We start from the raw sequence: 22,544 nt of genomic DNA, 5'->3' as shown, positions 1-22,544 counted from the left end.
CCCTCTACCGCGCCCCGGGCCCGGGGACGGGGGGGGGGGGGGGGGGGCGCCGGGGCCGGGGCCCCCCCCCCGCGGGGCCCCGCGGGGCGCCCCGCCCTTCCGGGGGGGGGCGGGCCCCCACGTTCCGGACCGGCCGGGCCGGCGGCGCGTCCGGGGTGAGCGCCTGCCGAGCCGGCCGGGGCCGACCGGATGGACGGTGGGCACGGGGGAGCCGACCGGCCACCCGGGGTCTTCGGGTGGTTGTGCGTACTGCGGGTGGTGCGATCCGGATGGGCGGCGAGCCCGGGGGGAGTCGCTCGCCGCCCATCCGGAGTTCTGGGGGTCATCTCCGGGCGGACTGCTCGTCCTCGGAGGGGCCGGTCCTGCCCGGACGGGTGTCCGGCAGGGTGGGGAGGTTCGACGGGGTCGGGATCGCGTTGCCCTTGCCGGGCTTGGCCTTGCCGTCGCCGTTGCCGTTGGTGTCCTCGTTGCCGTTGGTGTTGCCGTTGGTGTTCCCGGTGCCAGTACCGGTACCGGTCCCGTTCCCGTTGCCCTTGCCGGGCTTGGCCTTGCCGTCGCCGTCGCCGTTGCCCTTCCCGGCGCCGGAGGGGCTCGGCCGCGGGCCGGTGCCCTGGTGGTCCCCGTGCTCCTGGCCGGGGGCGCCCTCGCAGTAGTCCTGGACCTCGTCCGCTCCGCCGGCCGCCGCGACCAGCGGGGCGAACAGCGGGTCGCCGGCCAGCTTCCCGGGGCGTTCGCCCTTGCCCGTACGGTCCGCGAAGCGCTGGCAGAGCGGGACCAGGGCGGCGGGCGGGGCGGGGTGCCCGGGGTGCTCGCCGGCCGTGGGGCCGTCGGGCGAGCCGGGGTCGGACGGGACGGTGCGGTGCGGGTCCACGGGGGCGCCGATGGACGGCCGGGTGGGTCCGCCCGGGGAGGCGGAGCCGGAGCCGGTTCCGGTGGAGGTGCCGTGCGGGGAGCCGGACGGGCCGCCCGGGGCGGCGACCGCGTGCTCGGGTTCGGACGGGCCGCCGCCCAGGGCGGACGGCAGGTTGCCGGTGCCGGCGGCGACCGCGACCCCGCACAGCGCGGTGGCGCCGAGCACGGCGGCAGCGGCCTTCGTGCTGAAGGCCCTGGCCAGCGCGGCGGTTGCCATGGATCGTCTCCGGAGGGGTGTCACTACGGGGTCGGGCGTGAGACTCGCCTGCCGGAACGCGGCCAGGGCGGCCTCCTCCCCGGCCAGTTCGGCGGCCGTCGCCGGGGCGGCGGCCGCGGCCAGCACCCGGGCGAGCTGCCCGGGACCGTCCGGTCCGGTGAGCGAGGCGTCCTGCCCGGCCGACGGGCCGCCCACGGCACCGCCGAGCAGGTGCTCGGCGGCATCACGGTCGATCCGACGGGATCGGTTGGTGCTCATCTCATGTCCTTCAGCGTCGCGGCCCGGCGTTCTGTCACACCCTGCGGAGAAGTTTTTTCCGTGGGTTCCACGGCAGGTCGCCCCGCGGACTCCCGCGCCCGGGCCGGCGACCGTTCCCCGGCGGCCGCTTCGGCCCGGCGGGCAGCCGGCTCGGCCCGGCGGGCGCCCGGTTCGGCCTGGCGGGCGGCCGGGATCCCGGCCCCGGAGGCGAAGGGCTGGTCCAGCAGCTTGGCCAGTCGGCGCAACCCCCGGTGGGCGGCCATCCGGACGCTGCCGGCCCGCTTGCCGAGCACCCGGGCCGCGCTCTCGGCGTCCAGTTCCATGACCACTCTCAGCAGCACCGCCTCGGCCTGGTCGCGCGGCAGCCGGGAGATCAGGGCCAGCGCGTCGGCGGTGCCGACGGTGGCGAGGGCGGTGCGGGCGGTGTCGTCCCCGGCGGCCAGTTCGGCCAGGTACTCGTACGGCAGGTCGGCGACCGGGCGGCGGCGCCGGGCGCGCAGGTGGTCCATCGCCCGGTTGCGGGCGACGGTGGCGGCCCAGCCGCGGAAGCCGTCGCCGTCGCCGGAGAAGCCGCGCAGGTCGCGGGCGATCTGGAGCCAGGCCTCGGAGGCGATGTCCTCGGCGTCCTGGACGTCCTCGGGCCGCCCGCCGACGAGCACCCTCAGGTAGCGCAGCAGGCCCGGCTGGACGGTCCGGAACAGCAGCCGGAACGCCTCTTCGTCCCCCTGCTGTGCGGCGCGGACCGCCTCGGTCAGGTCGGTGGGAGCGGGGCCCCCGCCCGGTGGTGGGCCGACGGAGGGTACTGGTCCGGACCGGCCGAGGGGGCTGCCGGTGCCCGCTCCGGGCTGTTCTGCACTCTGCACCCGCCACATGATGCGCCATCCGGGCCAACGGGTCGGCTCCGGTCGAAGGACCGGGCCGGACGGGGCCAAGGTCCCGTGGACGGCTGCCGTTCGCCCGCAGCCCCGGGACACCGCCCCTGCCTACCTTGTCGGTAGGCGAATCGATCCGGGCGCCGACCGCGCCCCGGACGCCGGGCCCGCCGACGCGCCCGACCCTCGCCGTGACCCCGCGCCGTGACCCCGCGACCCCGCCGCGCCCGTTCTTACGACGCCCGCCCGAACCCGTTCGGGCGGGCGCTTCCGGGCTGTCCCCGGCCGGAGCGGGGCCGGGACGACCGCACGACCAGCAGGGAAAGACCGCGATGACGACTGCCCACGAGCTCCACACGACGGGACTGCGCGAACACCTCGCGCCCGCCCTGCGCGCCCTGGGCCTCACCGGTCGGCAGCGGGCCTTCGTCCTGCCGGACGACACGCACCGGCTGCTGGTCGAGCTGGTCGAGCGGCCCGCCGCCGACCGGGTCGCCTTCACCTTCGGGCTCCGCGTGGTCCGTCGGGCCGGCGGCGCCGACGGAGCGGGCGGCGCCGACGGGGCCGGTGGCGGCGACGCAGCGCGTGGCGGCGGGACCGACGGGGAGCGGCCGGGCCCGGACGCCGGGGGCGGCGTCGAGGTCTGGCGGGCCCGGATCGGCGAGGTGCTGCCGGTCGGCGAGGACGTCTGGTGGGAGGTGCTGCCCGGGCCGCGCTGGCGGCTGCCGCTGGACGACGCCGTCGCCGCCGTCCGCGACTACGGCCTGCCGGAGCTGCGGCGCCGGGCCGCGGCGGACCTCTCCCCCACCGCCGGACCGTACCTCTCCCCCGCCGAGCTGGAGGACGTCAACGCCGCGCTGCTGACCGCCTCGGTGGCCCGGGTGCAGCGTGCCGAGCTGGCCGACGGGGCGCTGCTGCTGACCGGCGCCTGGACCCGGGGCGACGGGGTCGCCCGGACGGTGCTGGCCGGAGCGGCGCAGGGCTTCCTGTCCGCCGGGGACGAACGGTTCCGCACGGTGCGGTGCCTGGACACGCTCGGCCGGGAGCTGTGGGCCTTCGGCCCGACGCACCCCTAGAACGGCGCAGGTCAACGAGGGTGTCACGGGCCGCACCGTGACAGCTGTCATGCGGATCAGGCAACGGACGGCACTGCTCTGACGGAGGGTCGGACGGCGAAGCTGGAGGCACGACGCGGGCAGCGGCCCGCGGCCACCAGCCGGGGAGGAACCCACCATGAGCAGCCAGACCGTCAGCGCCGCCGGCACCGTTCCCGCCACCACCACGCCCGCCACCACCGCCCCCGCCCCCGCGGACGGGGCCGCCGCCCCGGCGCCGAACCCGGTGGCCTCGGGGCTCCGTCCGCTGGTCCTCGACGTGGCCGCCCCGCTGGCGGGGTACTACCTGCTGCACTCGGTCTGCGGCCTCAGCGAGTTCGCCGCGCTGGCCTGGAGCAGCGTCTTCCCGGCCGGCCGGACCGTCCTCGGCCTGCTGCGCGAGCGTCAGGTCAACCTGTGGGCCGCGCTGATGCTGGCGGTCAACCTGGCGGGCCTGGCGCTCACCTTCGTCACCGGCGACGCCCGGATGATGATCGCCAAGGACGGTGGGCTGAGCGGCACCGTGGCGCTGGCGATCCTGGTCTCCGCGGCGGTCGGCAAGCCGGTGATGACCCCGATGCTGATGCCCTTCCTCACGAAGGGGAAGCAGGACCGCGCCGCCGCCTGGCAGCGGCTGGTCGAGGGCCGGGCGGCGGGCTCGCGGGCCTTCCGCCGCCACGAGCGGGTGTTCGCCGGCATCTGGGGCACCGCGCTGCTGGCCGAGTGCGCGGCCCGGGTGGTCGGCGCCTTCACCCTGCCGGTGTCGACCATGGCCTGGCTGTCCACCGTGTTCCTGATCGGCGCGATCGCGGCCGGTTCGCTGTTCGGCCGGATCGCGGTCGACCCGATCGAGAAGCTGGTCGCCGCCGAGACCGGGACCCCGACCGCGGCCTGAGCCCCCGTCGGTGCGCCGCCGGGCACGCAGCCGGCACACCGTCGGTACGCCGTACGAACTGCCGGTGCCGAGGGTTCGAACGATCAGGAACCAATGGGATCTCCCGGGAGTCCATATAACGAGGGGATAACGGGATCCCCCGAGACGACCGACCGGGGAGCCCCACATGCGGACCGACGCACTGACCACCACCGAGGACCGCACCCTCGTCTGGGACGGCTGCCTGAACGTCCGTGACCTGGGCGGACTCCCCACCGCCTCCGGCCGCCCGACCACCCGCGGCGCGATAGCCCGGGCGGACAACCTGGACCGGCTGACCCGCGAGGGCTGGGACGCCCTCCTCGACCACGGTGTCCGCACCGTGGTCGACCTGCGCAACGCCGAGGAGTACAAGCCGCTCCTCCCGCTGCCCGACGGCGTCGAGCTGGTCCGCGTCCCGCTGGACGAACTGGCCGGCCCCGCCTGGTGGGCGGCCCACGGCCGACTGGACGGCACCCCGCTGGCCTTCCGCCCCTACCTGGAGCACTGCCCGCACGCCGCCGCCGCGCTGGTCACCGCGATCGCCGACGCCCGCCCCGGCGGCCTGGTGGTGCACTGCGGCGCCGGGCGCGACCGCACCGGCCTGGCCGCCCTGCTGCTGCTCGCCCTGGCCGGGGTCGACCGGGCCTCGATCGCCGAGGACTACCTGCTGAGCGGCCCCAACGTCCGCCCGCTGTACGGGATGCTCGGCCTGCCGGACCCGTACCGCCGGATCGACGCCGCGCTGGCCGAGGCCGGGACCACCGCCGAGGCCGCCCTGGCCGCCGCGCTCGACGGGCTGGACCCGGCGGGATACCTGCTCGCGGCCGGGGTCACGCCCGCCCAGGTCGCCGCCGTCCGGGGCCGACTGCTGCCCGCCGCGTAGGGGTCGCGGAGTTCGACAGGGGGCGGGCACAAGCTACCCGACGGTAAGCGTCAACCGATGGTTGACGATCCTCGGATCGACAACCTACGGTTGACGCATGGAGAATCCCGTTGTCCCCAACACCACTCCGCTGCGCCTCGACGACCTGATCGCCGCGATCAAGAAGGTCCACACCGACGCGCTCGACCAGCTCTCCGACGCGGTCATCGCCGCCGACCACCTCGGCGAACTCGCCGACCACCTCATCGGCCACTTCGTCGACCAGGCCCGCCGCTCCGGCGCCTCCTGGACCGACATCGGCCACAGCATGGGCGTCAGCAAGCAGGCCGCCCAGAAGCGCTTCGTCTCCAAGGGCCCGGGCAGCCCGGCCGACCTCGACCCCAGCCAGGGCTTCTCCCGCTTCACGCCCCGGGCCCGCAAGGTCGTGGTGGCCTCGCAGGAGGAGGCCCGCCGGGCCAACAACCCCGAGATCGGCCCCGAGCACATCCTGCTCGGCCTGCTCGCCGAGCCCGAGGGCATCGGGCTCAAGGCGCTCCTCGCCCAGGGCGTCACCCCGGAGGCCGTCCGGACGGCGACCACCGCCGCGCTGCCGACCGCCGTCGAGCAGCAGGTGCCCGCGCTGATCCCGTACTCCACCCAGGGCAAGAAGGCCGTCGAGCTGACCTTCCGGGAGGCGCTCAAGCTCGGGCACAACTACGTCGGCACCGAGCACATCCTGCTCGCCCTCCTGGAGTTGGAGAACGGGAAGGGCGTGCTCGCCGGGCTGAACGTGGACAAGACCGAGGCGGAGACCTTCGTCTCGGAGGCCGTCGCCGCCCTGATCGCCGCCCGGGAGGCCGACCCCGGGGCTCGGTGAGGACCGGCCCACCGACCGTGCCCCGGGGTGGACTCCCTTCCGGGGCACGGCACTTCGGCAGCTCGGCCTAGAAGCCGGAGACGTGGGTGGTGACGATCCGGACCCGGCCGTCGGCGGCCGCCTCCAGGGCCGCCCGCAGCCGGGCCGAACGGGCCGGGCCGAGCAGCTCCAGAGCCTCGTCCAGCGGGGCCCAGCGGTGGGTGTCCAGCTCGCCGGCCGGGACGGTCACGGGGGTGCCGTCCGGGACGGTGCCGAAGTCGAACATCAAGTGCTGGGCCGGGTGGTCGAGTTCGTTCGAGGGGTGGGTCCAGGAGATGGCCAGCAGGTCGCCGGCCTCCTTGACGATGCCGGTCTCCTCCTCCAACTCCCGCGCGGCACACTCGACCGGGCCCTCCCCGAGGTCGATCGTCCCGCCGGGGAACTGCCAGTGCTCGCGGTACCCGGCCTTCACGATCAGGATCCGGCCGGACTCGTCGCGCAGCAGGCAGCCCGCCGCCGCGTAGATCCGGGGCAGCGAGGCCAGCCACTCCTCGCGGGATCTCAAGGGCTCAGCCGTCACGGTGTTCCTCCTGGGGCAGGGCGGTTCGGTCGCCCCCACTCTGCCACCGGGGCGCGGCCGCCACGCCCGCCGAGCAGCACGGCCTACTCGGCCGGGAGCCGGGCCGGGAGGCCGAACAGCGGGAAGAGCACGTCGGTGTCGAGGAAGTTGGTGAGCCCGGTGATCCGGCCGTCCGACACCTCCGGCACGACCAGCGCCCACGGCGCGTACCCGCCCGCCGGGCCCGGCCGGTACTGGGCGAGGGCCGGACCGCCGTTGGCCGTCACCGGGAGCAGCCGGGAGCCCCGGCAACCGTGCCCCGGGCCCAGCATCCAGGCCCGGACCTCGGCCGCCCCCCGCAGCCACATCGAGTACGGCGGCATGTTGAGCGTGACGTCCTCGTGCAGCAGCGCGGTCAGGCCGTCCATGTCGTACGCCTCGAAGGCGCGGACGTAGCGCTCCAGCAGGGCGCGGTGCGCCTCGTCCAGTGCGGCGGCCGGGCGGGCGGCGGAGGCGTCCGCGGCGAGCACCGCGCGGGCCCGCTGCAACGCGCTGTTGACCGAGGCGACCGTGACGCCGAGCAGTTCGGCGACCTCGGCGGCCTTCCAGCCGAGCACCTCGCGCAGGATCAGCACCGCCCGCTGCCGGGGCGCGAGGCGCTGCAGCGCGGCGACGAAGGCCAGCTTCACCGACTCGCGCCGGGCGGCCACCTCGGCAGGGTCCCCCGTCTCGGGGAGCACCCGGCCGTCCGGCGCGGGGCCGATCCACGTCACCTCGGGCAGCCGGACGTCGCTCGCGGTGGCCACCGTCACCGGACCGGCGAGGTCCATCGGGCGGGCCCGGCCCTTGCGGCCGTTCAGCGCGTCCAGGCAGACGTTGGTGGCGATCCGGTACAGCCAGGAGCGCAGCGCCGACCGGCCCTCGAAGCCCCGGTGCCCGCGCCAGGCGCGGACCATGGTCTCCTGCACCGCGTCCTCGGCCTCGAAGACCGAGCCGAGCATGCGGTAGCAGTAGCCGGTGAGTTCGGTGCGGTGGCGCTCCAGTTGGAGCTCCACCGGCTCCTGCGTGGTCACGTCGGTCATGGTGCGCCCCCGTCGCCTCGTGCGTTCCGTTCGCCCCGTCGCGCCCCGTCGCGCCCTGTGCGTTCCGGGCGCCCCGCCGCGTCCTGGTGAACGGGTCGAACGTAGCGCACCCCACTGACAGTCGGCCGGTCAGCGGGGTGCGTGGTCGGCGCGGGGCCGGCTCAGTGGGCCGAGTGCTTCTCGGCGCCGCGGTGGCGGTGCCCCTTGAGTTCCGCGTGCATCGCCGGGGCGGCGTGCGGCATCGCGGAGGCCGCGTCCCGCCCGCCGTGGCGGAAGGCGTCGCCGGTCGGGCTCCCGGGGGCGGACAGCGCGCCGAAGGCGGGCTTCGGTCCGAGCCGGCCGGGCATCGTCGCCATGCCCCGGCGTTCCAGCAGTTCCTGGGTGCCCTTGCGGAGCTGGGCGGTGCTGCCCGCGGTTCGCTTGGTCATCGTCGGCCTCCCTTCGGCGGCCGCGGCCGGACGGATGCCGGACCGAGGGGCCGCTCGGGTGTTATGTCCGGATTTTATCCGGTCGACGGGCCGGTGCCACCGGAGCGGTCGGGGGCCGGCTCAGCCCATGACCTCGTGGACGTAGCACCAGCGCCAGTCCTCCCCCGGTTCGTAGGAACGGATCACCGGGTGGGAGGAGTTGTGGAAGTGCGCGGTGGCGTGCCGCTGCGGCGAGTTGTCGCAGCAGCCGATGTGGCCGCAGTCCAGGCAGACCCGCAGGTGCACCCAGTCCCGGCTGCCCCCGGCCAGGCAGTCCGCGCAGCCGTCGGTGGGCGGGGCGGGCTCGATGTCCCGGGGGGCCATGGCGAGGTCTTCGCAGGCGGTCATGTTCGAAGGCTATGACGGCTCCGGCCGGGCCGCCCGCTCAGACCGTTCGCTCAGACCGTTCGCTCAGACCGTTCACTCAGGACCCGTCCCCGGACTCCACGGGCTCCGCACGCTCCGCGGGCTCCGGAACCGGGCCGGCGGCCGTCCAACTGGCCAGCAGGGCCAGCCTCTGGGCGGTGGGCGAACCCGGCGCGGCGGTGTAGGCGACCAGCACCTGGTCCGGCGAGCCCTGGACGGCCAGGGTCTCGAAACCGAGGTCGAGGTCGCCGACCAGCGGGTGCCGGAGCAGCTTCACGCCGCTGGTCTTCTCCCGCACCAGGTGGTCGGCCCAGAGCCGGCGGAACTCCTCGCTGCGCACCGACAGTTCGCCCACCAGGGCGGCCAGGGCCGGGTCGTCCGGGTGCAGCCCGGCGTCCCGGCGCAGCTGGGCGACGGTCTCGGCGGCGACGGCGTCCCACTGGCGGTACAGGGTGCGGGCGGCCGGGTCGAGGAAGGCGTCCCGGACCTGGTTGAGCGGCGCACCGGGCTTTCCGGCCGCGGCGCGCTCGGAGAAGCCGTTCACCGCGTCGCCCAGGGCGTTCCAGGCCAGCACGTCCATCCGGCGGCCCAGTACGAAGGCCGGCACCCCGGCCATCAGGTCCAGCAGCAGCCGCGTCCCCGGGCGGACCCGCCGGTCCCCGCGGACCCGGGCTGGCGTCTCCTTCGGCGGGCGGTTCAGCGACCGCAGGTGCGCCGTCTCCGCCTCGTCCAGCCGCAGCACCCGGGCGACCGCGTCCAGCACCGCGTCCGAGGCGCTCCCGCCGCGGCCCTGCTCCAGCCGGATGTAGTAGTCCACGCTGACCCCGGCGAGCTGCGCCACCTCCTCCCGGCGCAGGCCCTGCACCCGGCGGCGGCCGTGCGCGGGCAGGCCCACCTCCTCCGGCTGGATCCGGGCCCGGCGCGAGCGGAGGAAGTCCCCCAGGGTGTTCTCCATGCCAGGCAGGGTAGCCCTGGGGCGACGGCCCGAGGGTGGTACTGCCTTTCCCAGGCAGGGACTTCCCGGGCAGGGACTTCCCGGAAAGCGCGGACCCGGGAAGAACGTGGCCCTGGGTAGGCGCGCGGCGGCGCCGCAGAGTGGTCGACGTCAGCAGGTCGAACCCCTCCAGGAGTCCCCGATGAGCTACCCCGCCCTCGCCACCCGCACCGCCGTCGTCACCGGAGCCGCCAGCGGCATGGGCGCCGCCACCGCCCGGCTGCTCGCCGCGAACGGCGCCCGGGTCGCCCTGCTCGCCCGCCGCACCGGGCGGATCGACGCGCTCGCCGCCGAGATCGCCGCGGCCGGCGGGCAGGCCCTCGCCGTCACCGCCGACATCACCGACCAGGCCTCGGTCGACGCCGCCGCGAAGGCCGTCCACGCCGCCTACGGCCCGGTCGACCTGGTGGTCAACAACGCCGGGGTGATGCTCGCCAACCCGCTCGCCGACGGGCGGATCGACGAATGGACCCGGATGATCGACACCAACCTCACCGGCGCCCTGCGGATCGTCCGCGCCTTCACCGCCGACCTCACCGCGGCCGCCGCCGACGGCCGCACCGCCGACCTGGTCAACGTCTCCTCCATCGCCTCGCACGTCTCCTTCCCCGACTACGCGGTGTACGGCGCCACCAAGGCCGCCCTCACCCAGCTCTCCACCGCCCTGCGCACCGAGTTCGGCCCGCGCGACGTCCGGGTCAGCGCCGTCGAGCCCGGCCTCACCGAGACCGAACTCGGCGAGCACATCGACAACCCGGTGCTGCGCGAACAGCTCGGCGGCCTGTTCGCCGCGATCCCGGCGCTCGGCGCGGACGACATCGCGGACCTCATCGCCTACACCGTGAGCCGGCCCCGGCACGTCAACCTGCGCCACCAGGTGGTGCTGCCGACCCGGCAGGCGTGACGCGGGCGGGCCCGGGGCGCGACGGGGGCGGGGCACGACAGGGGCGGGGCGCGACGGGGGGCCGGGGCGCGACGGGGGCGGGGCGGGGGCGGGGCGGGGGCGCCGAACCCGCGCCCCCGGCCCACGGGCGGCATGGGAGCATGCCACCCGTGGCGATCGTGACGGGGAGAACGAACGGCGACACCGGCGGGGGCGGCACCACCACCCCGGCCGGACGACCGGACAGCGACGGGGAGATACCCGGGCAGCGGCATGCCGACAGGGCCGCACCCGGCCGACCGGGAGGCCCGGGAGGCCGGCGGCGACGGGCCCGCCCGCTGGCCGAGGCCGGCCGGGTCCGACAGCCCGTCGCCCTGATCCGGCTGCTCACCGGCCTGATCACGATCGCGCTCACCCTGCTGCTCGCCGACTACGCCCGCGCCACCACCGGCGGCATCGCCGCCGACGTCGCCGGGGCCGCCGCGCTGGTCCCCAGGCCGCTGGCGAACCTGGCCGGCGGGCTCACCACCGCCGCCGTCCTGCTGCTGCCCGTCGGCCTCGCCGTCCGCCGCCTGCTCGGCCCCGACCGGCGGCGCGCCCTCCAGCAGGTCTCCGACGGGCTGCTCGCCGCCGTCATCGCGTACGGCGCCACCCTCGCCCTCGACCTGTGGGCCGACGACCTCGCCCCGGCCTCACTGCTCACCGCCCTCACCCAGCGGCTGCCCGCCGACGCGCTCGCGCACACCGAACCCGTCTACGGCTACCTGGCGCCCGTCCTCGCCTTCATGACCGCCTCCGCCAGCCGCGAACGGCGCCTGCCCTGGGCCGTCCTCACCCTCTCCGGCCTCGCCGGACTGGCCGGCGGGTACGCCACCCCCACCGCCCTGCTGCTCGGGCTGCTCATCGGCTGGACCGGCGCCCACGGCACCCTGTACGCCGTCGGCACCCCGGACCCGCGGCCCCGGCCCGGCGAAGTGCTCCGCGCCCTGCGCGACAGCGGACTGCGACCGGTCGAGGCACTGCCCGCCGGACCGGACCGATACCGGGTCCGGCAGGCCGACGACCGGCCCGAACTCGACGTCCAACTGCTCGACCGGCAGGCCGTCACCGCCGCCGCCGTCCAGCGCGCCTGGCGCCGCCTGCGGCTGCGCACCGCCCCCCACCCGCGCGCCCTGCGCTCACCGCGCACCGGGCTGGAACACGAGGCCCTGGTCACCTACGCCGCCCTCGCCGCCGGCGTCCGCACCCGCCGGATCGCCGCCACCGCCGGCCTCGGCCACGACACCGCCCTGATCGCGTACGAGCACCTGGCCGGACGCACCCTCGACCGGCTCGACGACGAGGAGATCACCGACGGGCTCCTCACCGACGCCTGGGGCCAGCTCGCCCTGCTCCAGCGCCGCGAGATCGCCCACCGCGCCCTCGTCCCGTCCTCACTGCTGGTCGACGGCACCGGCGCGGTCCACCTGGTCGACTTCGCCGACGGCGACATCGCGGCCAGCGAACTCGTCCTGCGCTGCGACGTCGTCCAACTGCTCACCACCCTCGCCCTCCGGGCCGGCGCCGACCGCGCCGTCCGCACCGCCACCACCGTCCTCGGCCGCGACGCCCTGGGCGCCGCACTCCCCCTCCTCCAACCGATCGCCCTCGCCCGCTCGACCCGCCAGGCGCTCAAGCGCCGCCCGGGCGCCGGTCCGGCGGGGGCGGGGGCGGAGGCCCCGGAGGGGGGCGGCCACGGTGCGGTCGCGTCGACACCGGTCGCGTCGACACCGGGCGCGTCGACACCGGGCGCGTCGACACCGGGCGGGCAGGCGCCGGGCGACGCGGCCGGCGGTGGGCAGCAGACCGGGCAGCCGGTGGTCCCGGACGGCAGCTCGGGCAGCGCTGCCGTCCCCACCCGGTCGTCCGCCGCTCCGGCGGTCGGCCGGGTCGGCCCGGCCGCGGAGGCCGGCTCCGCGGCCGGGGCGGAGGCCGGGGCGGAGGCCGGGGTGTCCGGCGGGTTGCTGGAGGAGATCCGGGCGGAGGTGTCGCGCGGGCGCCCGGAGGTGGTGGGGCGGCCGGTGCGGCTGGAGCGGTTGCAGCCGCGGACCCTGTTCGCCGTGGCGGGCGGGGTGGTGGCCGGGGTGCTGCTGATCCCGCAGTTCTTCGCGGTGGAGGACAACCCGATCGCGGCGCTGACCGATGCCGATCCGTGGTGGATGGCGCTGGCGGTGCTGGCCGCGGGGCTGAGCCACGTGGCGGCGGCGATGGGGTTCGTCGGGTTCGTGCCGGAGCGGCTGAACTTCCGCAACGTGGTGCTGGCGCAGCTGGCCGGGGCGTTCGTGAAGCTGGTGTCGCCCGGGGGCGTCGGCGGGATCGCGCTGAACACCCGGCTGTTGCAGCGGGCGAACATCCCCACCGCGCAGGCGCTGTCCAGCGTCGGGGTGGGGCAGTTGATCGGGCTGGTGCTGCACCTGCTGCAGCTGGGGGCCTTCGTCTACCTGGTGGACGCGCAGCCGGGCGGTTCGGAGCTGGCGGCGCTGCCGGCCGTGGTCGGCGGGCTGGTGGTGGCGGCCGTGCTGCTGGTGGTGGTGTGGTCGATCCCGCCCGCCCGGCGGTGGCTGGCGGCGCGACTGCGGCCGTTGACGGCCGAGGTGCTGCCGCGGCTGCTGGACCTGCTGCGCAATCCGGGGCGGCTGGCGGTGGGGGTGGCCGGACAGCTGGCGGTGTCGCTCTGCCTGATCACCTGCCTGTACTGCTGCGCCCTGGCGATCGGCCGGGCACCGTCCTTCGCCGCGGTGGCGGTGGTGTTCCTGGTGGGCAACGCGGCGGGCAACGCAGCGCCGACCCCGGGCGGGGTCGGCGCGGTGGACGGGGCGCTGCTGCTGGGGCTCCAGCAGACCGCGTCGATGGAGGAGGGCGGGGCGCTGGCGGCGGTGGCGCTGTTCCGGCTGCTGACGCTGATCCTGCCGGTGCTGCCGGGCTGGGCGGCGATGACCTGGTTGCAGCGCCGCAAGGCGCTGTAGGGCCGCAAGGCGCTGTAGGGGGCGCGTGGGGGCCGGTGGGGCGTGCGGGGGCCGGTGGGGGCCGGTGAGTGCTGGTGGGCGCTTGCCGCTACTCCCGGTACTCGTCCTCGTCGAGCTGGACGACCCGGCTCTGCTCGGCGGCGTCCGCGAGGTCGGTGGCCGGGTCCCCGCCGACGGCCCGGCGCTCGGCGACCTCGTCGTACTCGTCGCCGTCGGTCGCTGCGTCGTCGGGCTCGACGGTCTCGGCAGCCTCGTCGATCAGGTAGTCCTCGTGATTCTGCGGCATGGCGTCCGTCCTCACTGTCGGGAGGCTCCCAGGGCCCGGATGGCGGTACTCGCAGTATCCGCCGCCGGGCGCGCGGACGCGACGTGCCGAGGGCGCTCCGGCGTGTTGTCCGGGCCCCGACCACGCCCGCCCGGCTCCGGAGGCGTTCCGCGCGACGATCGCCCCGGACGCCGCCCGGACGCCGCCCGGGCGGCCGCGCCGACCGGTCCGGGGCCCGCCCGCGGGCCCGTCCCCCCGGGGCCGGGCGGAACGCCCCGCAGGCCGCCGGGGGTACGATCGGTGCCGTACCCAGGGCCGTCCCGCACCCACCCGGTGGGCCCCGAGGCCCATCCGCACGACGGCCTGACCATGACGGCCCTTACGAACGACGGGGAACCCATGTCCGGCTCGCACTACTTCTCCAGTGCGCCCGAGGTCGCCAGCGAGCGCCGGCCGATCACGGTCTCGCTCCCGGACCTGACCCTCGAACTCACCACCGACGCGGGGGTGTTCTCGCACGGCCGACTCGACCAGGGCACCCGGGTCCTGCTGGAGCACGCCCCGCCGCCGCGGGTCCGCGGCCCGATCCTGGACGTCGGCTGCGGCTACGGCCCGATCGCGCTGACCTGGGCGACCCGCCGCAAGCGGCTCCCGGTGTGGGCGGTGGACGTGAACGAGCGCGCGCTGGAGCTGGTCCGGCTGAACGCGGAGGCCCTGCGGCTGGGCAACGTCCAGGCCGCGCTGCCGGACGAGGTCCCCGAGGACCTCCGGTTCGCCACCATCTACTCCAACCCGCCGATCCGGATCGGCAAGGCCGAGCTGCGCGGGCTGTTGACCCACTGGCTCGGCCGGCTGACCCCGGACGGCTCGGCGTTCCTCGTGGTGCAGAAGCACCTGGGCTCGGACTCGCTGCAGAAGTGGCTCAACGAGCAGGGCTACCCGACCTCCCGGGTCGCGTCGGTCAACGGGTTCCGGATTCTGGAAGCGCGGCCCCGCCCGGAAGCGGGCGAGGGCACCGAGAGTGGACGGGGAACGACGTCGTGAAGCAGCTGCGCGGGACCGAATTGAAGCGACTGCACCGCACCTGGCGGCGCAGCAACGAGTTCCGGCTCGCGATGATCCTGGAGAACCTGCAGTCGCCGTTCAACGTCGGTTCGGTGGTGCGCACCGGGGCGGCGATGGGCGCCGAGAAGCTGTACCTGACCGGGGACACCCCGTCGGTGCGCTCGTCCGGCGCGCAGAAGGCCGCGATGGGCACCGACAAGTACCTGAAGGTGGAGCACTTCCCGACCGTCGCCGAGGCGGTCGCGGCCGCGAAGGCCGACGGCTTCAAGGTGGTCGGGCTGGAGCTGGCGGACGACGCGGTGCCGATGTTCGCCGCCGGGCTGACCCCCGCGGTGGCCTTCGTGCTGGGGCACGAGGACCGCGGGATCACGCCCGAGGCGCTGGAGCTCTGCGACCAGGTGGTGTTCGTGCCGCAGCTGGGCCGGGTCGGCTCGCTGAACGTCTCGGCGGCCGCGACGGTGGCCTGCTACGAGGCGCGCCGGCAGGGGTACGCGATCAGCGGCACCCCGGACGGGAGTGACGCCGGGGGCGACCTCGGCGGCGACGTCGAGGGCGACTTCGGCGACGAGGACTGACATCTGATTCATCGTCAGATGATCGGAGGGGTGTGCCGAACGGCACACCCCTCCGGCGTTCCCCGGCGTGATCCGGTGCCGGAAGCCGCCGGATATCTGCCGAACGGCAGATGTGCGGGCACGGCCCGGCCGGAAGCATTCGGGACGTGACCGAACTCCAGATCCTCGACCTCACCAAGGAGTACCGCGGCGGCAGACGCGCGGTCGACTCCTTCTCGCTGACGCTCCGGCCCGGCGTGCTCGGCCTGCTCGGCGCCAACGGCGCCGGCAAGTCGAGCCTGATGCGCATCCTGGCCACGGTCACCCGGCCCACCTCGGGGCGGGTGCTGTGGGAGGGGGTGGACATCGCCCGCCGGCCCGGGCCGCTGCGCCGCGCCGTCGGCTACCTGCCGCAGGACTTCGGCGTCTACCCGCAGCTCACCGCCCGCGAGTTCCTCGCCTACCTGGCCGCCGCCAAGGGGCTGCGGCGGCGCTCCGCCGCGGCCCGGATCGAGCAGCTCCTCGACCTGGTCAACCTCACCGGCGCGGCCGGGCAGCGGCTCGGCGCGATGTCCGGCGGGATGCGCCAACGGGTCGGCATCGCCCAGGCGCTGCTCAACTACCCGGCGCTGCTGATCGTGGACGAGCCCACGGTCGGGCTCGACCCGGAGGAGCGGCTGCGCTTCGGCAGCCTGCTCAGCGGGCTCGGCGCCGACCGGATCGTCGTGCTGTCCACCCACATCGTCCCGGACGTCGCCGCCACCGCCGACCGGATCGCGGTGATGGGCGGCGGGCGGCTGCTGCACCACGGCAGTCCGGAGGAGCTGCTGCGCGGGGCCGAGGGCTCCGTCTGGGAGCTGACCGTCGCCGCGGACGGGCTCCCGGCGCTGCGCTCGCGCTTCCCGGTCGGCGCCACCACCCGCACCCCGGAGGGCGTCCGGGCCCGGGTGCTCTCCCGGCAGGCGCCCGCGCCCGGGGCGCGGCCCGTACCGCCCCGGCTGGAGGACGCCTACCTGCTGCTCACCGCCGACCGCACCGGGCCCGGGCAGCCGGAGGCGGTGAGGGCATGGTGACGCGCATCGGGGCGCTGGCCCTGGCCGACTTCCGGGAGCGCCGGCGCCGGCCCGGCTACCTGGTGGTGCTGCTCGGCACGCTCGCGCTCGGGCTGCTCGCCGCGCCGGTGGGCGACTCCCGCTGGGAAGTGTTCCAGGTGACCGACCTGCACGGCCGCTACACCAGCGGCTACGTGGGGACGGTCACCGCGCTCGGCGGCGCGGTCTGGCTCTCGCTGGCCGGCTTCGGGATCGCCCGGGGCGGCATCGGGCGGGACGAGCAGAGCGGTGTCGGTCGGCTGCTCGCCGCCACCCCGCTCAGCCGGGCGGGCTACCTGGCGGGCAAGTTCGTCGGCAACCTGCTGCTGTTCGGCTCGATGCTGCTCGCGCTCGCCGGGACGGCGCTCGCGGTGCAGCTGGTCAAGGGAGACTCGGGCCGGGTGGACGCGGTGCGGCTGCTGCTGCCGTACGTCCTGATCACACTGCCGCTGCTGGCGGCGGTGGCCGGGTGCGCGGTGCTCTTCGACACCGTGCCCGGGCTGCGCGGCGGGCTGGGAGCGGCGGTCTGGTTCGCGGTCTGGCTGGTGACGGTGCTCGGCGCGCAGGCCGGCGGCGGGCCGGACCTGCTGGGCATGCGGCGGATCACCGCCTCGATCCGGGAGTCGCTCGCGGCGGGCGGGCGGCCGGTCGCCGGGGTGGAGTTCGGCGTGGGCCTGACGGCGGACAACCGGGTGCTCGGCACCTTCGACTGGCCCGGGCTCGGGCCCGGCGAGGCGGGCGGACCAGCGGCCACGGGGGTGCTGCTGGTCGGCGCGGCGGTGGGGATCGCGCTGGTCGGGGCGCTCTGGTTCCGGCGCTTCGACGGGGATCCGGCCCGGCGGGGCACCGGGCGGGCGCGGCCAGGCAGGGCGGGCGGCGGGACCATCGGCCCCGGCCCCGGCGTCGCCGCCGAGCCGGCGGGCTTCGCCCTGGGGCCCGCCCGACCGGCCGCTCCCCGGCAGGGGCGGATCGGCTTCGACGCGCTGCTCGGGGAGCTGCGGATCCTGGCGCGGGGGCAGCGGCTCTGGTGGGCCGGGGCGGCCCTGCTCGCGGTGGCCGCGGCGGCCGTCGCACCGGACGGGCCGAGCCACGCGGTGCTGCCGTTCGCGGTGCTCTGGCCGATGCCGCTCTGGGCCCGGATGGGCCACCGGGCCGGCGGCGGCAGCACCGAGCAGCTGCTCGCCGCCTGCCCGTCCCCGCTGCGCCGGGGGCTGGCCGGGCTGCTCGCCGGGATCGTCCCGGCACTGGCGGTGACGGCCGTGCCGGCCCTGCGGCTCGCCGCCGCCGGGCAGTCCCGGGCGGCGCTGGGCGCCGTGGCGGGCGCGCTGCTGGTGCCCGCCCTGGCCCTGCTCTGCGGCAGCCTCAGCCGTGGGCCCCGGCTGTTCCAGACCGTCTACCCGATGCTCTGGTACGGGATGGTCAACCACGCCTCCGGGCTGGACTTCCTGGGCGTCTCCGGAGACCGCGCCCCGGCCCCGGCGGCGGTCGCGGGGCTGGCCGCCGCGCTGGCCGCGGCCGCGCTCGCCCTGGAGGCGATACGCCGGGCCGTGCGGTGAGGGCGGCGCGGTGACCGCGTGCGGCCGTCACCGTACGGCCCCGGCGTCCTGCGGTGGGCCGGGCGGAGGAGGCGCGGTTCCCCCACCGGGGGGAGCCGGTCCCTCCCCGGGGCGGAGGCCGCGGGCGGTGGTGGGCTGGGAGCTTGGAGGGGTCGGGCAACAGCCCGAACTCCCTTGACGCATCGAAGGATCGACCATGCGCAAGCTCACCGCCGCCATCGCGCTCGCCACCGCCGTCACGGCCCTCGCCGCCGGGACGGCCGGCACCGCCGGCGCCGCGCCCGCCGCTGTGCCCGCGGCCGTACCCGTACCTGCGGCCGCGGCTGCGGCGACCGCAGGACCGGCCGGGCACCTCGCTCTGCGCGGCTGGACGCTGCTCAACGAGCACGGCCCGGGCGCCAACCCCGGCGAGCGGCTCACCGCGCAGGTCAGCGCCCGTACGGTCGACGGCCGGGCCCGGGGGCACGCCGTGGTGCAGCACGTCTTCGACAAGGACGGCACCATCCGGGCCGAGTTCGACGTCGACTGTCTGACCGTCGACGCGGACGGCGCCGTCACGGTGACCGGGCCGATCTCGCGGATGGTGCTCACCCCGCTCGGCGGCGAGCCGCAGCCCTTCCAGCCCGGGCAGCACCCCGAGGCCGGTCTGACCTTCTACCCGGCCGACGGGCACGGCGAGCGCCGGGTCGGCTGGGAACGGACCGACCCCACGAGGCACACCGAGGTCACCCGGTGCGGCACCGTCCCGGCCGGTTTCTGGGTCATCGGAGGCGGCACCGTCCTGCACCGGTAGCGCCAGGGCGGCGACGACACCGGCGGGCCCGCCCGGCGCGGCGGGCCTGCGCCGACTCCCGGCTGCCTGCGCCGACTCCCGGCGGCCTGCGCAGGCCGCCGGGAGTCGGCGACGGTCAGCCCGGCGTCAGCTGCCCGTCAGCGCCGCGCGCCACCGTAGTGGGCATGACGTCGATCACGGCGGTCTCCAGCTGCCTTCCCGACACCGTCCCGATCGCCCGCTTCCAGCGGCGACTCCAGCTGACGGACGTCCAGTTGCGCCGCTACCAGCGCTTCTACGGGCTCGCCGAGGTGTGCCGCGACCCGGCGGCCACCGAGACCGAGCTGCTGCTGCGCGCCGCGACCAAGCTGGTCGAGCTGCGCGGCCAGGAACAGCGCGTCAAGTACGTCCTCCAGGCCCGCACCATGCCCTCGCCGCTGCCGTACCCGCTGACCGCGCTCGGGCCGCTCCAGGCCGAACTCGGCCTGGAGCACGCCGCCGCGTTCGTCGTCTCGCACCACGCCTGCGCCTCCGGCCTGCTCGCCCTGGACCTGGCCGGCACCCTGCTCGCCGCCGACCCGGACCCGAACGCGCTCGCCCTGGTCGTCGCCGGGGAGAAGGCCTGCACCGCGCAGACCCAGTCCATCCCGGACGTCACCGTGATGGGCGAGGGCACCGCCGCCGTCCTGGTGAGCGCGGACCGCTCCGGCCCGGACCGGATGACGGGCTACGCGGCGCGCACCTACCCGCGGTTCGGCGACGAGTTCGTCATGGGCGAGGTCGCCGCCAAGGAGTTCCAGGACCTCTACGGGCCCGGCCTGTGCGAGGTGATCGCCGCGGCGCTGGCCGAAGCGGGCTGCGGGATCGACGAGTTGGCGCTGGTGCTGCCGCACAACGTCAACCGGCTGTCCTGGCTCGGCGTCTGCAAGGACCTCGGGCTGCCGCTGGAGAAGGTCTTCCTCGACCCTTCCCGCCGGGCCGCTGGAGCCGCTGGAGCCGCCGGAGCGGGCGGACGGCCTGGCCGACGTACGGCTCCCAGCTCTTGAGCCTGAGGGCTCGCTCCTCCGGGGTGAGGCGGCGGGGGCCGAGGCGAAGCCGCCGCGCAGCGCCGAAGGCTCAAGCAACCCGGGCCGAAGGCCCGTGACCGGCCACCAGCAGCTGCTGGACCCCGGCCCGGCCGCCGCGACCTTCCAGATCCAGGCGCTGCTCAGCACCGCCGAGACCGAACCGGCCGCGGCGGGCCGGACCGCCCTGGTCACCGCCGTCGACCGGGACGGCGCGGTCGGCTGCGCGGTGCTCCGCCTGCTGGCCCCGGCCACCGTTCCCGCCACCACCACCCCGAACCCGACCGCCCCGAACCCGACCGCCCCGAACGGAGCCGACGCATGATCGCCCTGGTCAGCGGCGGCTCCCGGGGCATCGGCCGGGCGATCGTGCTCCGCCTCGCCCGGGACGGCTACGACGTCGCCTTCTGCTACCGCGCCGACGCCGACGCAGCCGACCGGCTGGTCAAGGAGGCCGGGGAGGCCGGCACCCGGATCACCGCGACCCGCTGCGACGTGGCCGACTCCGCCGCGGTCCGCGACTGGTTCGCCCGCACCGAGCGCGACCTCGGCCCGGTCGACGCCGCGGTCACCTCGGCGGGCATCACCAGGGACCGTCCGGTGATCCTGATGCCCGAATCCGACTGGGACGAAGTGCTGCGCACGAACCTGGACGGCGTCTACCACGTGTGCCGCGCGACGGCCTTCGCGATGAGCACGCGGCGCACCGGAGTGATCGTCAACCTGTCGTCAGTGTCCGGGATTTACGGTAACGTCGGCCAGGCCAACTACGCCGCCTCGAAGGCGGGGATCATCGGCTTCACCAAATCCCTGGCCAAGGAGTGCGGCCCGCGCGGCGTGCGGGCCAACGTGGTCGCCCCGGGCCTGATCGCGACCGACATGGTCGGCGGGATGTCCGGGGCAGCGCTGGAACGGATGCTGGGGAGCGTTGCGCTCGGGCGGATCGGCAAGCCGGAAGAGGTGGCCGACCTGGTCTCCTTCCTGCTGTCCGACCGGGCGGCGTACATCAGCGGGTCGGTCTTCGAGATCCACGGCGGCGGCACGTTCTGATGGTCCGACGAGTGGGGGCGGGAATGCGGGAAGTGCAGGGTCCGACGGCCGGGGGCGGCAGAGACCACTACGACGCGATCGTGGTCGGCAGCGGCCTCGGCGGACTGGTCAGCGCGGCCTACCTGGCCGCCGACGGGCGCAGCGTGCTCGTCCTCGAACAGCACGACGTGGCCGGCGGCAACGCCCACGTCTTCCGCCGCCGGCGCAAGTACGAGTTCGACGTCGGCACCCACTACGTCGGCGACTGCGGGCCGGACGGCATCTTCCCCGCGATCCTGTCCGGACTCGGCGTCCGCGACCGGGTGTCCTTCCGCCCGATGGACAACGAGCAGGGCTTCGACCGGATCATCACCCCCACCGCCACCCTGGACGTGCCGGCCGGCTGGCCGGGCTACCGGGACCGGCTGCGCGCGGCCCTGCCCGAGGAGGCCGAGGGCGTCGACCGCTTCGTCCACCTCGCCGAGACGGTGGCCGGAGCCACCCGGGAGGCCCTGCTCGGCCGCCCCATGGTCGACCTGTTCCGCCAGTACCCGGACACCATGCGCTGGGCCCGCCGGGCCCGGACCCTCGCCGAGGCCCTGACCCACTGCGGCCTCTCCCCCAAGGCCCGCACCCTGCTCGCCGCCCAGGCCGGCAACTACGGCACCATGCCGGACGGCATCACCTTCGCCGAGCACGCCGCGATGCTCGACCACTACCTGCGCGGCGCCTACTACCCGGAGGGCGGCGGGCAGGTCCTGGTGGCCGCCTTCGTCGAGGCCCTGGAGTCGTACGGCGGCGAGCTGCGCACCCGCTGCGAGGTGCGCCGCATCCTGATCGAGGACGGTCGCGCCACCGGCGTCGAACTCACCGACGGCACCCGGATCTCCGCCCCCCTGGTGATCTCCAACGCCGACTACCGCCGCACCGTGCTCGACCTGTGCGGCGGCGAACGGGCCTTCCCCGCCGACCTGGTCGACCGGACCCGCGCGGCCACCATGCGCGGCGCCCTGGTCGCGGTGTACATCGCCCTCGACACCGAGCTGCCCGGCCTGCCCAACGCCAACCTCTGGTGGCACGGCAGCGACGACATGGAGGCCGCGCACGCCGCCATGATCGAGCGCTGGGAACGCGACGGCACGGTGGACTCGATACCCCAGCTGATGTTCTCCTTCGCCTCCCGCAAGGACCCGGACGCCACCGCGGTCTGCCCGCCCGGCCACTCCAACTTCCAGCTGCTCACCCTCTGCCCGCCCGGCTACGACTTCTGGGGCGTCCGCGGCGGCCCGGTGGACGGCGAGCCCTACCGCCGCGACGCCGCCTACCAGGCGCGCAAGCAGCAGTTCACCGAACTGATGGTGACCGCCGCCGAGAAGGTGGTCGGCCCCTTCCGGGACCGCATCACCCACCTGGAGACGGCCACCCCGCTCAGCCACGAGCGCTACACCCGCAGCAGCGGCGGCACCCCGTACGGCATGGCCCGCTGGGGCAACGTCAGCAAGCGGCCCGACGTGCGCACCGACGTCGAGGGCCTGTACGTGGTCGGCCAGAGCACCCGCTTCGGCAGCGGCCTGAGCGCGGTCGCCACCGGCGGCATCGTCGCCGCCGGGCAGATCCTGGACCGCCCGCTGCTGACCGAGGTCGCCGCGGGCGCCGTGCTCGGCGACCCGGCCAGGCTCCCCGACCGCGGCCCCGACTGGGACCCGCTGCTGGTCTCCCGCGGGCGCGCCCGGCAGGGCGCCAAGGGCCTCGCCCGGATCGGCTGAACCCACTCCCGTACCGCACCCGAGCAGGAGCAGTGTTCC

22 protein-coding genes and 1 pseudogene are annotated in these 22,544 nt (G+C 76.0%); 15 read left to right on the top strand and 8 right to left on the bottom strand.

Annotation, left to right across the window (positions count from 1 at the left end; genetic code table 11):
- Nucleotides 1–322: 322 nt before the first annotated feature.
- Together ACFXOZ_RS07775 and ACFXOZ_RS07770 are read right to left on the bottom strand one after the other, a co-directional pair.
- The gene (locus ACFXOZ_RS07775; RefSeq protein ID WP_380588347.1) at nucleotides 323–1,387 is read right to left on the bottom strand and encodes a hypothetical protein; all 1,065 of its coding nucleotides are present in this window, start codon (nucleotides 1,385–1,387) and stop codon (nucleotides 323–325) included.
- The gene (locus ACFXOZ_RS07770; RefSeq protein ID WP_380588344.1) at nucleotides 1,384–2,259 is read right to left on the bottom strand and encodes an RNA polymerase sigma factor; all 876 of its coding nucleotides are present in this window, start codon (nucleotides 2,257–2,259) and stop codon (nucleotides 1,384–1,386) included. Before ACFXOZ_RS07770 ends, ACFXOZ_RS07775 begins: the two co-directional genes overlap by 4 nt.
- Nucleotides 2,260–2,591: 332 nt before the next feature.
- On the opposite strand from ACFXOZ_RS07770, the gene ACFXOZ_RS07765 reads away from it, so the two are divergent.
- The 4 genes from ACFXOZ_RS07765 to ACFXOZ_RS07750 all read left to right on the top strand — a co-directional run bounded on the left by ACFXOZ_RS07765 (nucleotide 2,592) and on the right by ACFXOZ_RS07750 (nucleotide 6,008).
- Nucleotides 2,592–3,335: a hypothetical protein gene (locus tag ACFXOZ_RS07765; protein ID WP_380588341.1), complete on the top strand. Its 744-nt coding sequence runs from the start codon at nucleotides 2,592–2,594 to the stop codon at nucleotides 3,333–3,335.
- Nucleotides 3,336–3,492: 157 nt separating this feature from the next.
- Nucleotides 3,493–4,248 carry a VC0807 family protein gene (locus ACFXOZ_RS07760; protein ID WP_380588338.1) on the top strand — a complete coding sequence of 252 codons (756 nt, stop codon included), beginning with the start codon at nucleotides 3,493–3,495 and terminating at the stop codon, nucleotides 4,246–4,248.
- 166 nt (nucleotides 4,249–4,414) lie between these two features.
- A complete protein-coding gene (locus ACFXOZ_RS07755) occupies nucleotides 4,415–5,152 on the top strand; it encodes a tyrosine-protein phosphatase (protein WP_380529394.1) in 738 nt (245 codons plus the stop codon).
- Nucleotides 5,153–5,249: 97 nt separating this feature from the next.
- Nucleotides 5,250–6,008: a Clp protease N-terminal domain-containing protein gene (locus tag ACFXOZ_RS07750; RefSeq protein WP_375887470.1), complete on the top strand. Its 759-nt coding sequence runs from the start codon at nucleotides 5,250–5,252 to the stop codon at nucleotides 6,006–6,008.
- Nucleotides 6,009–6,075: 67 nt separating this feature from the next.
- Here the strand turns inward: ACFXOZ_RS07750 and ACFXOZ_RS07745 are convergent, their stop codons facing one another.
- From ACFXOZ_RS07745 to ACFXOZ_RS07725, 5 genes and pseudogenes are all read right to left on the bottom strand, one after another.
- Nucleotides 6,076–6,567 (bottom strand): NUDIX domain-containing protein, encoded by a 492-nt coding sequence (locus tag ACFXOZ_RS07745; protein ID WP_380529396.1) that lies wholly within the window; start codon nucleotides 6,565–6,567, stop codon nucleotides 6,076–6,078.
- Nucleotides 6,568–6,650: 83 nt separating this feature from the next.
- A pseudogene (locus ACFXOZ_RS07740) lies at nucleotides 6,651–7,658 on the bottom strand (sigma-70 family RNA polymerase sigma factor); the annotation flags it as partial.
- Nucleotides 7,659–7,789: 131 nt separating this feature from the next.
- Entirely contained in the window at nucleotides 7,790–8,056 is a 267-nt protein-coding gene (locus ACFXOZ_RS07735; protein ID WP_380529398.1) for a hypothetical protein, read from the bottom strand.
- A gap of 120 nt (nucleotides 8,057–8,176) precedes the next feature.
- Nucleotides 8,177–8,443: a UBP-type zinc finger domain-containing protein gene (locus ACFXOZ_RS07730; RefSeq protein ID WP_375887480.1), complete on the bottom strand. Its 267-nt coding sequence runs from the start codon at nucleotides 8,441–8,443 to the stop codon at nucleotides 8,177–8,179.
- Between the two features lie 76 nt (nucleotides 8,444–8,519).
- Nucleotides 8,520–9,416 (bottom strand): helix-turn-helix transcriptional regulator, encoded by an 897-nt coding sequence (locus ACFXOZ_RS07725; RefSeq protein WP_380529400.1) that lies wholly within the window; start codon nucleotides 9,414–9,416, stop codon nucleotides 8,520–8,522.
- Nucleotides 9,417–9,597: 181 nt separating this feature from the next.
- Here ACFXOZ_RS07725 and ACFXOZ_RS07720 point away from each other — a divergent pair, with 181 nt between their 5' ends.
- Nucleotides 9,598–10,359: an SDR family oxidoreductase gene (locus tag ACFXOZ_RS07720; RefSeq protein ID WP_380529402.1), complete on the top strand. Its 762-nt coding sequence runs from the start codon at nucleotides 9,598–9,600 to the stop codon at nucleotides 10,357–10,359.
- Nucleotides 10,360–10,508: 149 nt separating this feature from the next.
- A complete protein-coding gene (locus ACFXOZ_RS07715) occupies nucleotides 10,509–13,343 on the top strand; it encodes a lysylphosphatidylglycerol synthase domain-containing protein (protein ID WP_380588334.1) in 2,835 nt (944 codons plus the stop codon).
- 88 nt (nucleotides 13,344–13,431) lie between these two features.
- On the opposite strand, the gene ACFXOZ_RS07710 is transcribed toward ACFXOZ_RS07715, so the two are convergent.
- Nucleotides 13,432–13,629, bottom strand: coding sequence for a hypothetical protein (locus ACFXOZ_RS07710; protein ID WP_375887489.1), 198 nt, complete (start codon nucleotides 13,627–13,629; stop codon nucleotides 13,432–13,434).
- A gap of 279 nt (nucleotides 13,630–13,908) precedes the next feature.
- Here ACFXOZ_RS07710 and ACFXOZ_RS07705 point away from each other — a divergent pair, with 279 nt between their 5' ends.
- The 9 genes from ACFXOZ_RS07705 to ACFXOZ_RS07665 all read left to right on the top strand — a co-directional run bounded on the left by ACFXOZ_RS07705 (nucleotide 13,909) and on the right by ACFXOZ_RS07665 (nucleotide 22,505).
- Complete coding sequence (locus ACFXOZ_RS07705) at nucleotides 13,909–14,652, top strand: class I SAM-dependent methyltransferase (protein ID WP_380588331.1); 744 nt, start codon at nucleotides 13,909–13,911, stop codon at nucleotides 14,650–14,652.
- Nucleotides 14,649–15,248, top strand: a complete 600-nt coding sequence (locus ACFXOZ_RS07700; protein ID WP_380529407.1) for a TrmH family RNA methyltransferase — start codon at nucleotides 14,649–14,651, stop codon at nucleotides 15,246–15,248. Before ACFXOZ_RS07705 ends, ACFXOZ_RS07700 begins: the two co-directional genes overlap by 4 nt.
- A gap of 110 nt (nucleotides 15,249–15,358) precedes the next feature.
- Nucleotides 15,359–16,300 carry an ABC transporter ATP-binding protein gene (locus ACFXOZ_RS07695; protein WP_380588328.1) on the top strand — a complete coding sequence of 314 codons (942 nt, stop codon included), beginning with the start codon at nucleotides 15,359–15,361 and terminating at the stop codon, nucleotides 16,298–16,300.
- A complete protein-coding gene (locus ACFXOZ_RS07690; protein WP_380588325.1) occupies nucleotides 16,294–17,874 on the top strand; it encodes an ABC transporter permease subunit in 1,581 nt (526 codons plus the stop codon). The genes ACFXOZ_RS07695 and ACFXOZ_RS07690 overlap by 7 nt, the downstream gene beginning before the upstream one ends.
- 196 nt (nucleotides 17,875–18,070) lie before the next feature.
- Nucleotides 18,071–18,667, top strand: a complete 597-nt coding sequence (locus tag ACFXOZ_RS07685) for a hypothetical protein (protein WP_380529413.1) — start codon at nucleotides 18,071–18,073, stop codon at nucleotides 18,665–18,667.
- A 164-nt stretch (nucleotides 18,668–18,831) separates the two neighbouring features.
- On the top strand, nucleotides 18,832–19,692 hold the full coding sequence (locus ACFXOZ_RS07680; RefSeq protein ID WP_380529415.1) for a 3-oxoacyl-ACP synthase: 861 nt from the start codon (nucleotides 18,832–18,834) through the stop codon (nucleotides 19,690–19,692).
- Nucleotides 19,693–19,786: 94 nt separating this feature from the next.
- Nucleotides 19,787–20,035 carry a hypothetical protein gene (locus ACFXOZ_RS07675; RefSeq protein WP_380588322.1) on the top strand — a complete coding sequence of 83 codons (249 nt, stop codon included), beginning with the start codon at nucleotides 19,787–19,789 and terminating at the stop codon, nucleotides 20,033–20,035.
- Nucleotides 20,032–20,760: a 3-oxoacyl-ACP reductase FabG gene (fabG, locus tag ACFXOZ_RS07670; protein ID WP_380588319.1), complete on the top strand. Its 729-nt coding sequence runs from the start codon at nucleotides 20,032–20,034 to the stop codon at nucleotides 20,758–20,760. Before ACFXOZ_RS07675 ends, fabG begins: the two co-directional genes overlap by 4 nt.
- Nucleotides 20,761–20,792: 32 nt before the next feature.
- Entirely contained in the window at nucleotides 20,793–22,505 is a 1,713-nt protein-coding gene (locus ACFXOZ_RS07665; RefSeq protein WP_380588316.1) for a phytoene desaturase family protein, read from the top strand.
- The last annotated feature ends 39 nt before the right edge of the window (nucleotides 22,506–22,544 follow it).

This window comes from Kitasatospora sp. NPDC059160 (assembly GCF_042755465.1).
GTDB lineage: Bacteria > Actinomycetota > Actinomycetes > Streptomycetales > Streptomycetaceae > Kitasatospora.
The sequence above is the reverse complement of the archived record's forward strand: the minus strand, read 5'-3'. Positions and strand labels throughout refer to the sequence as shown.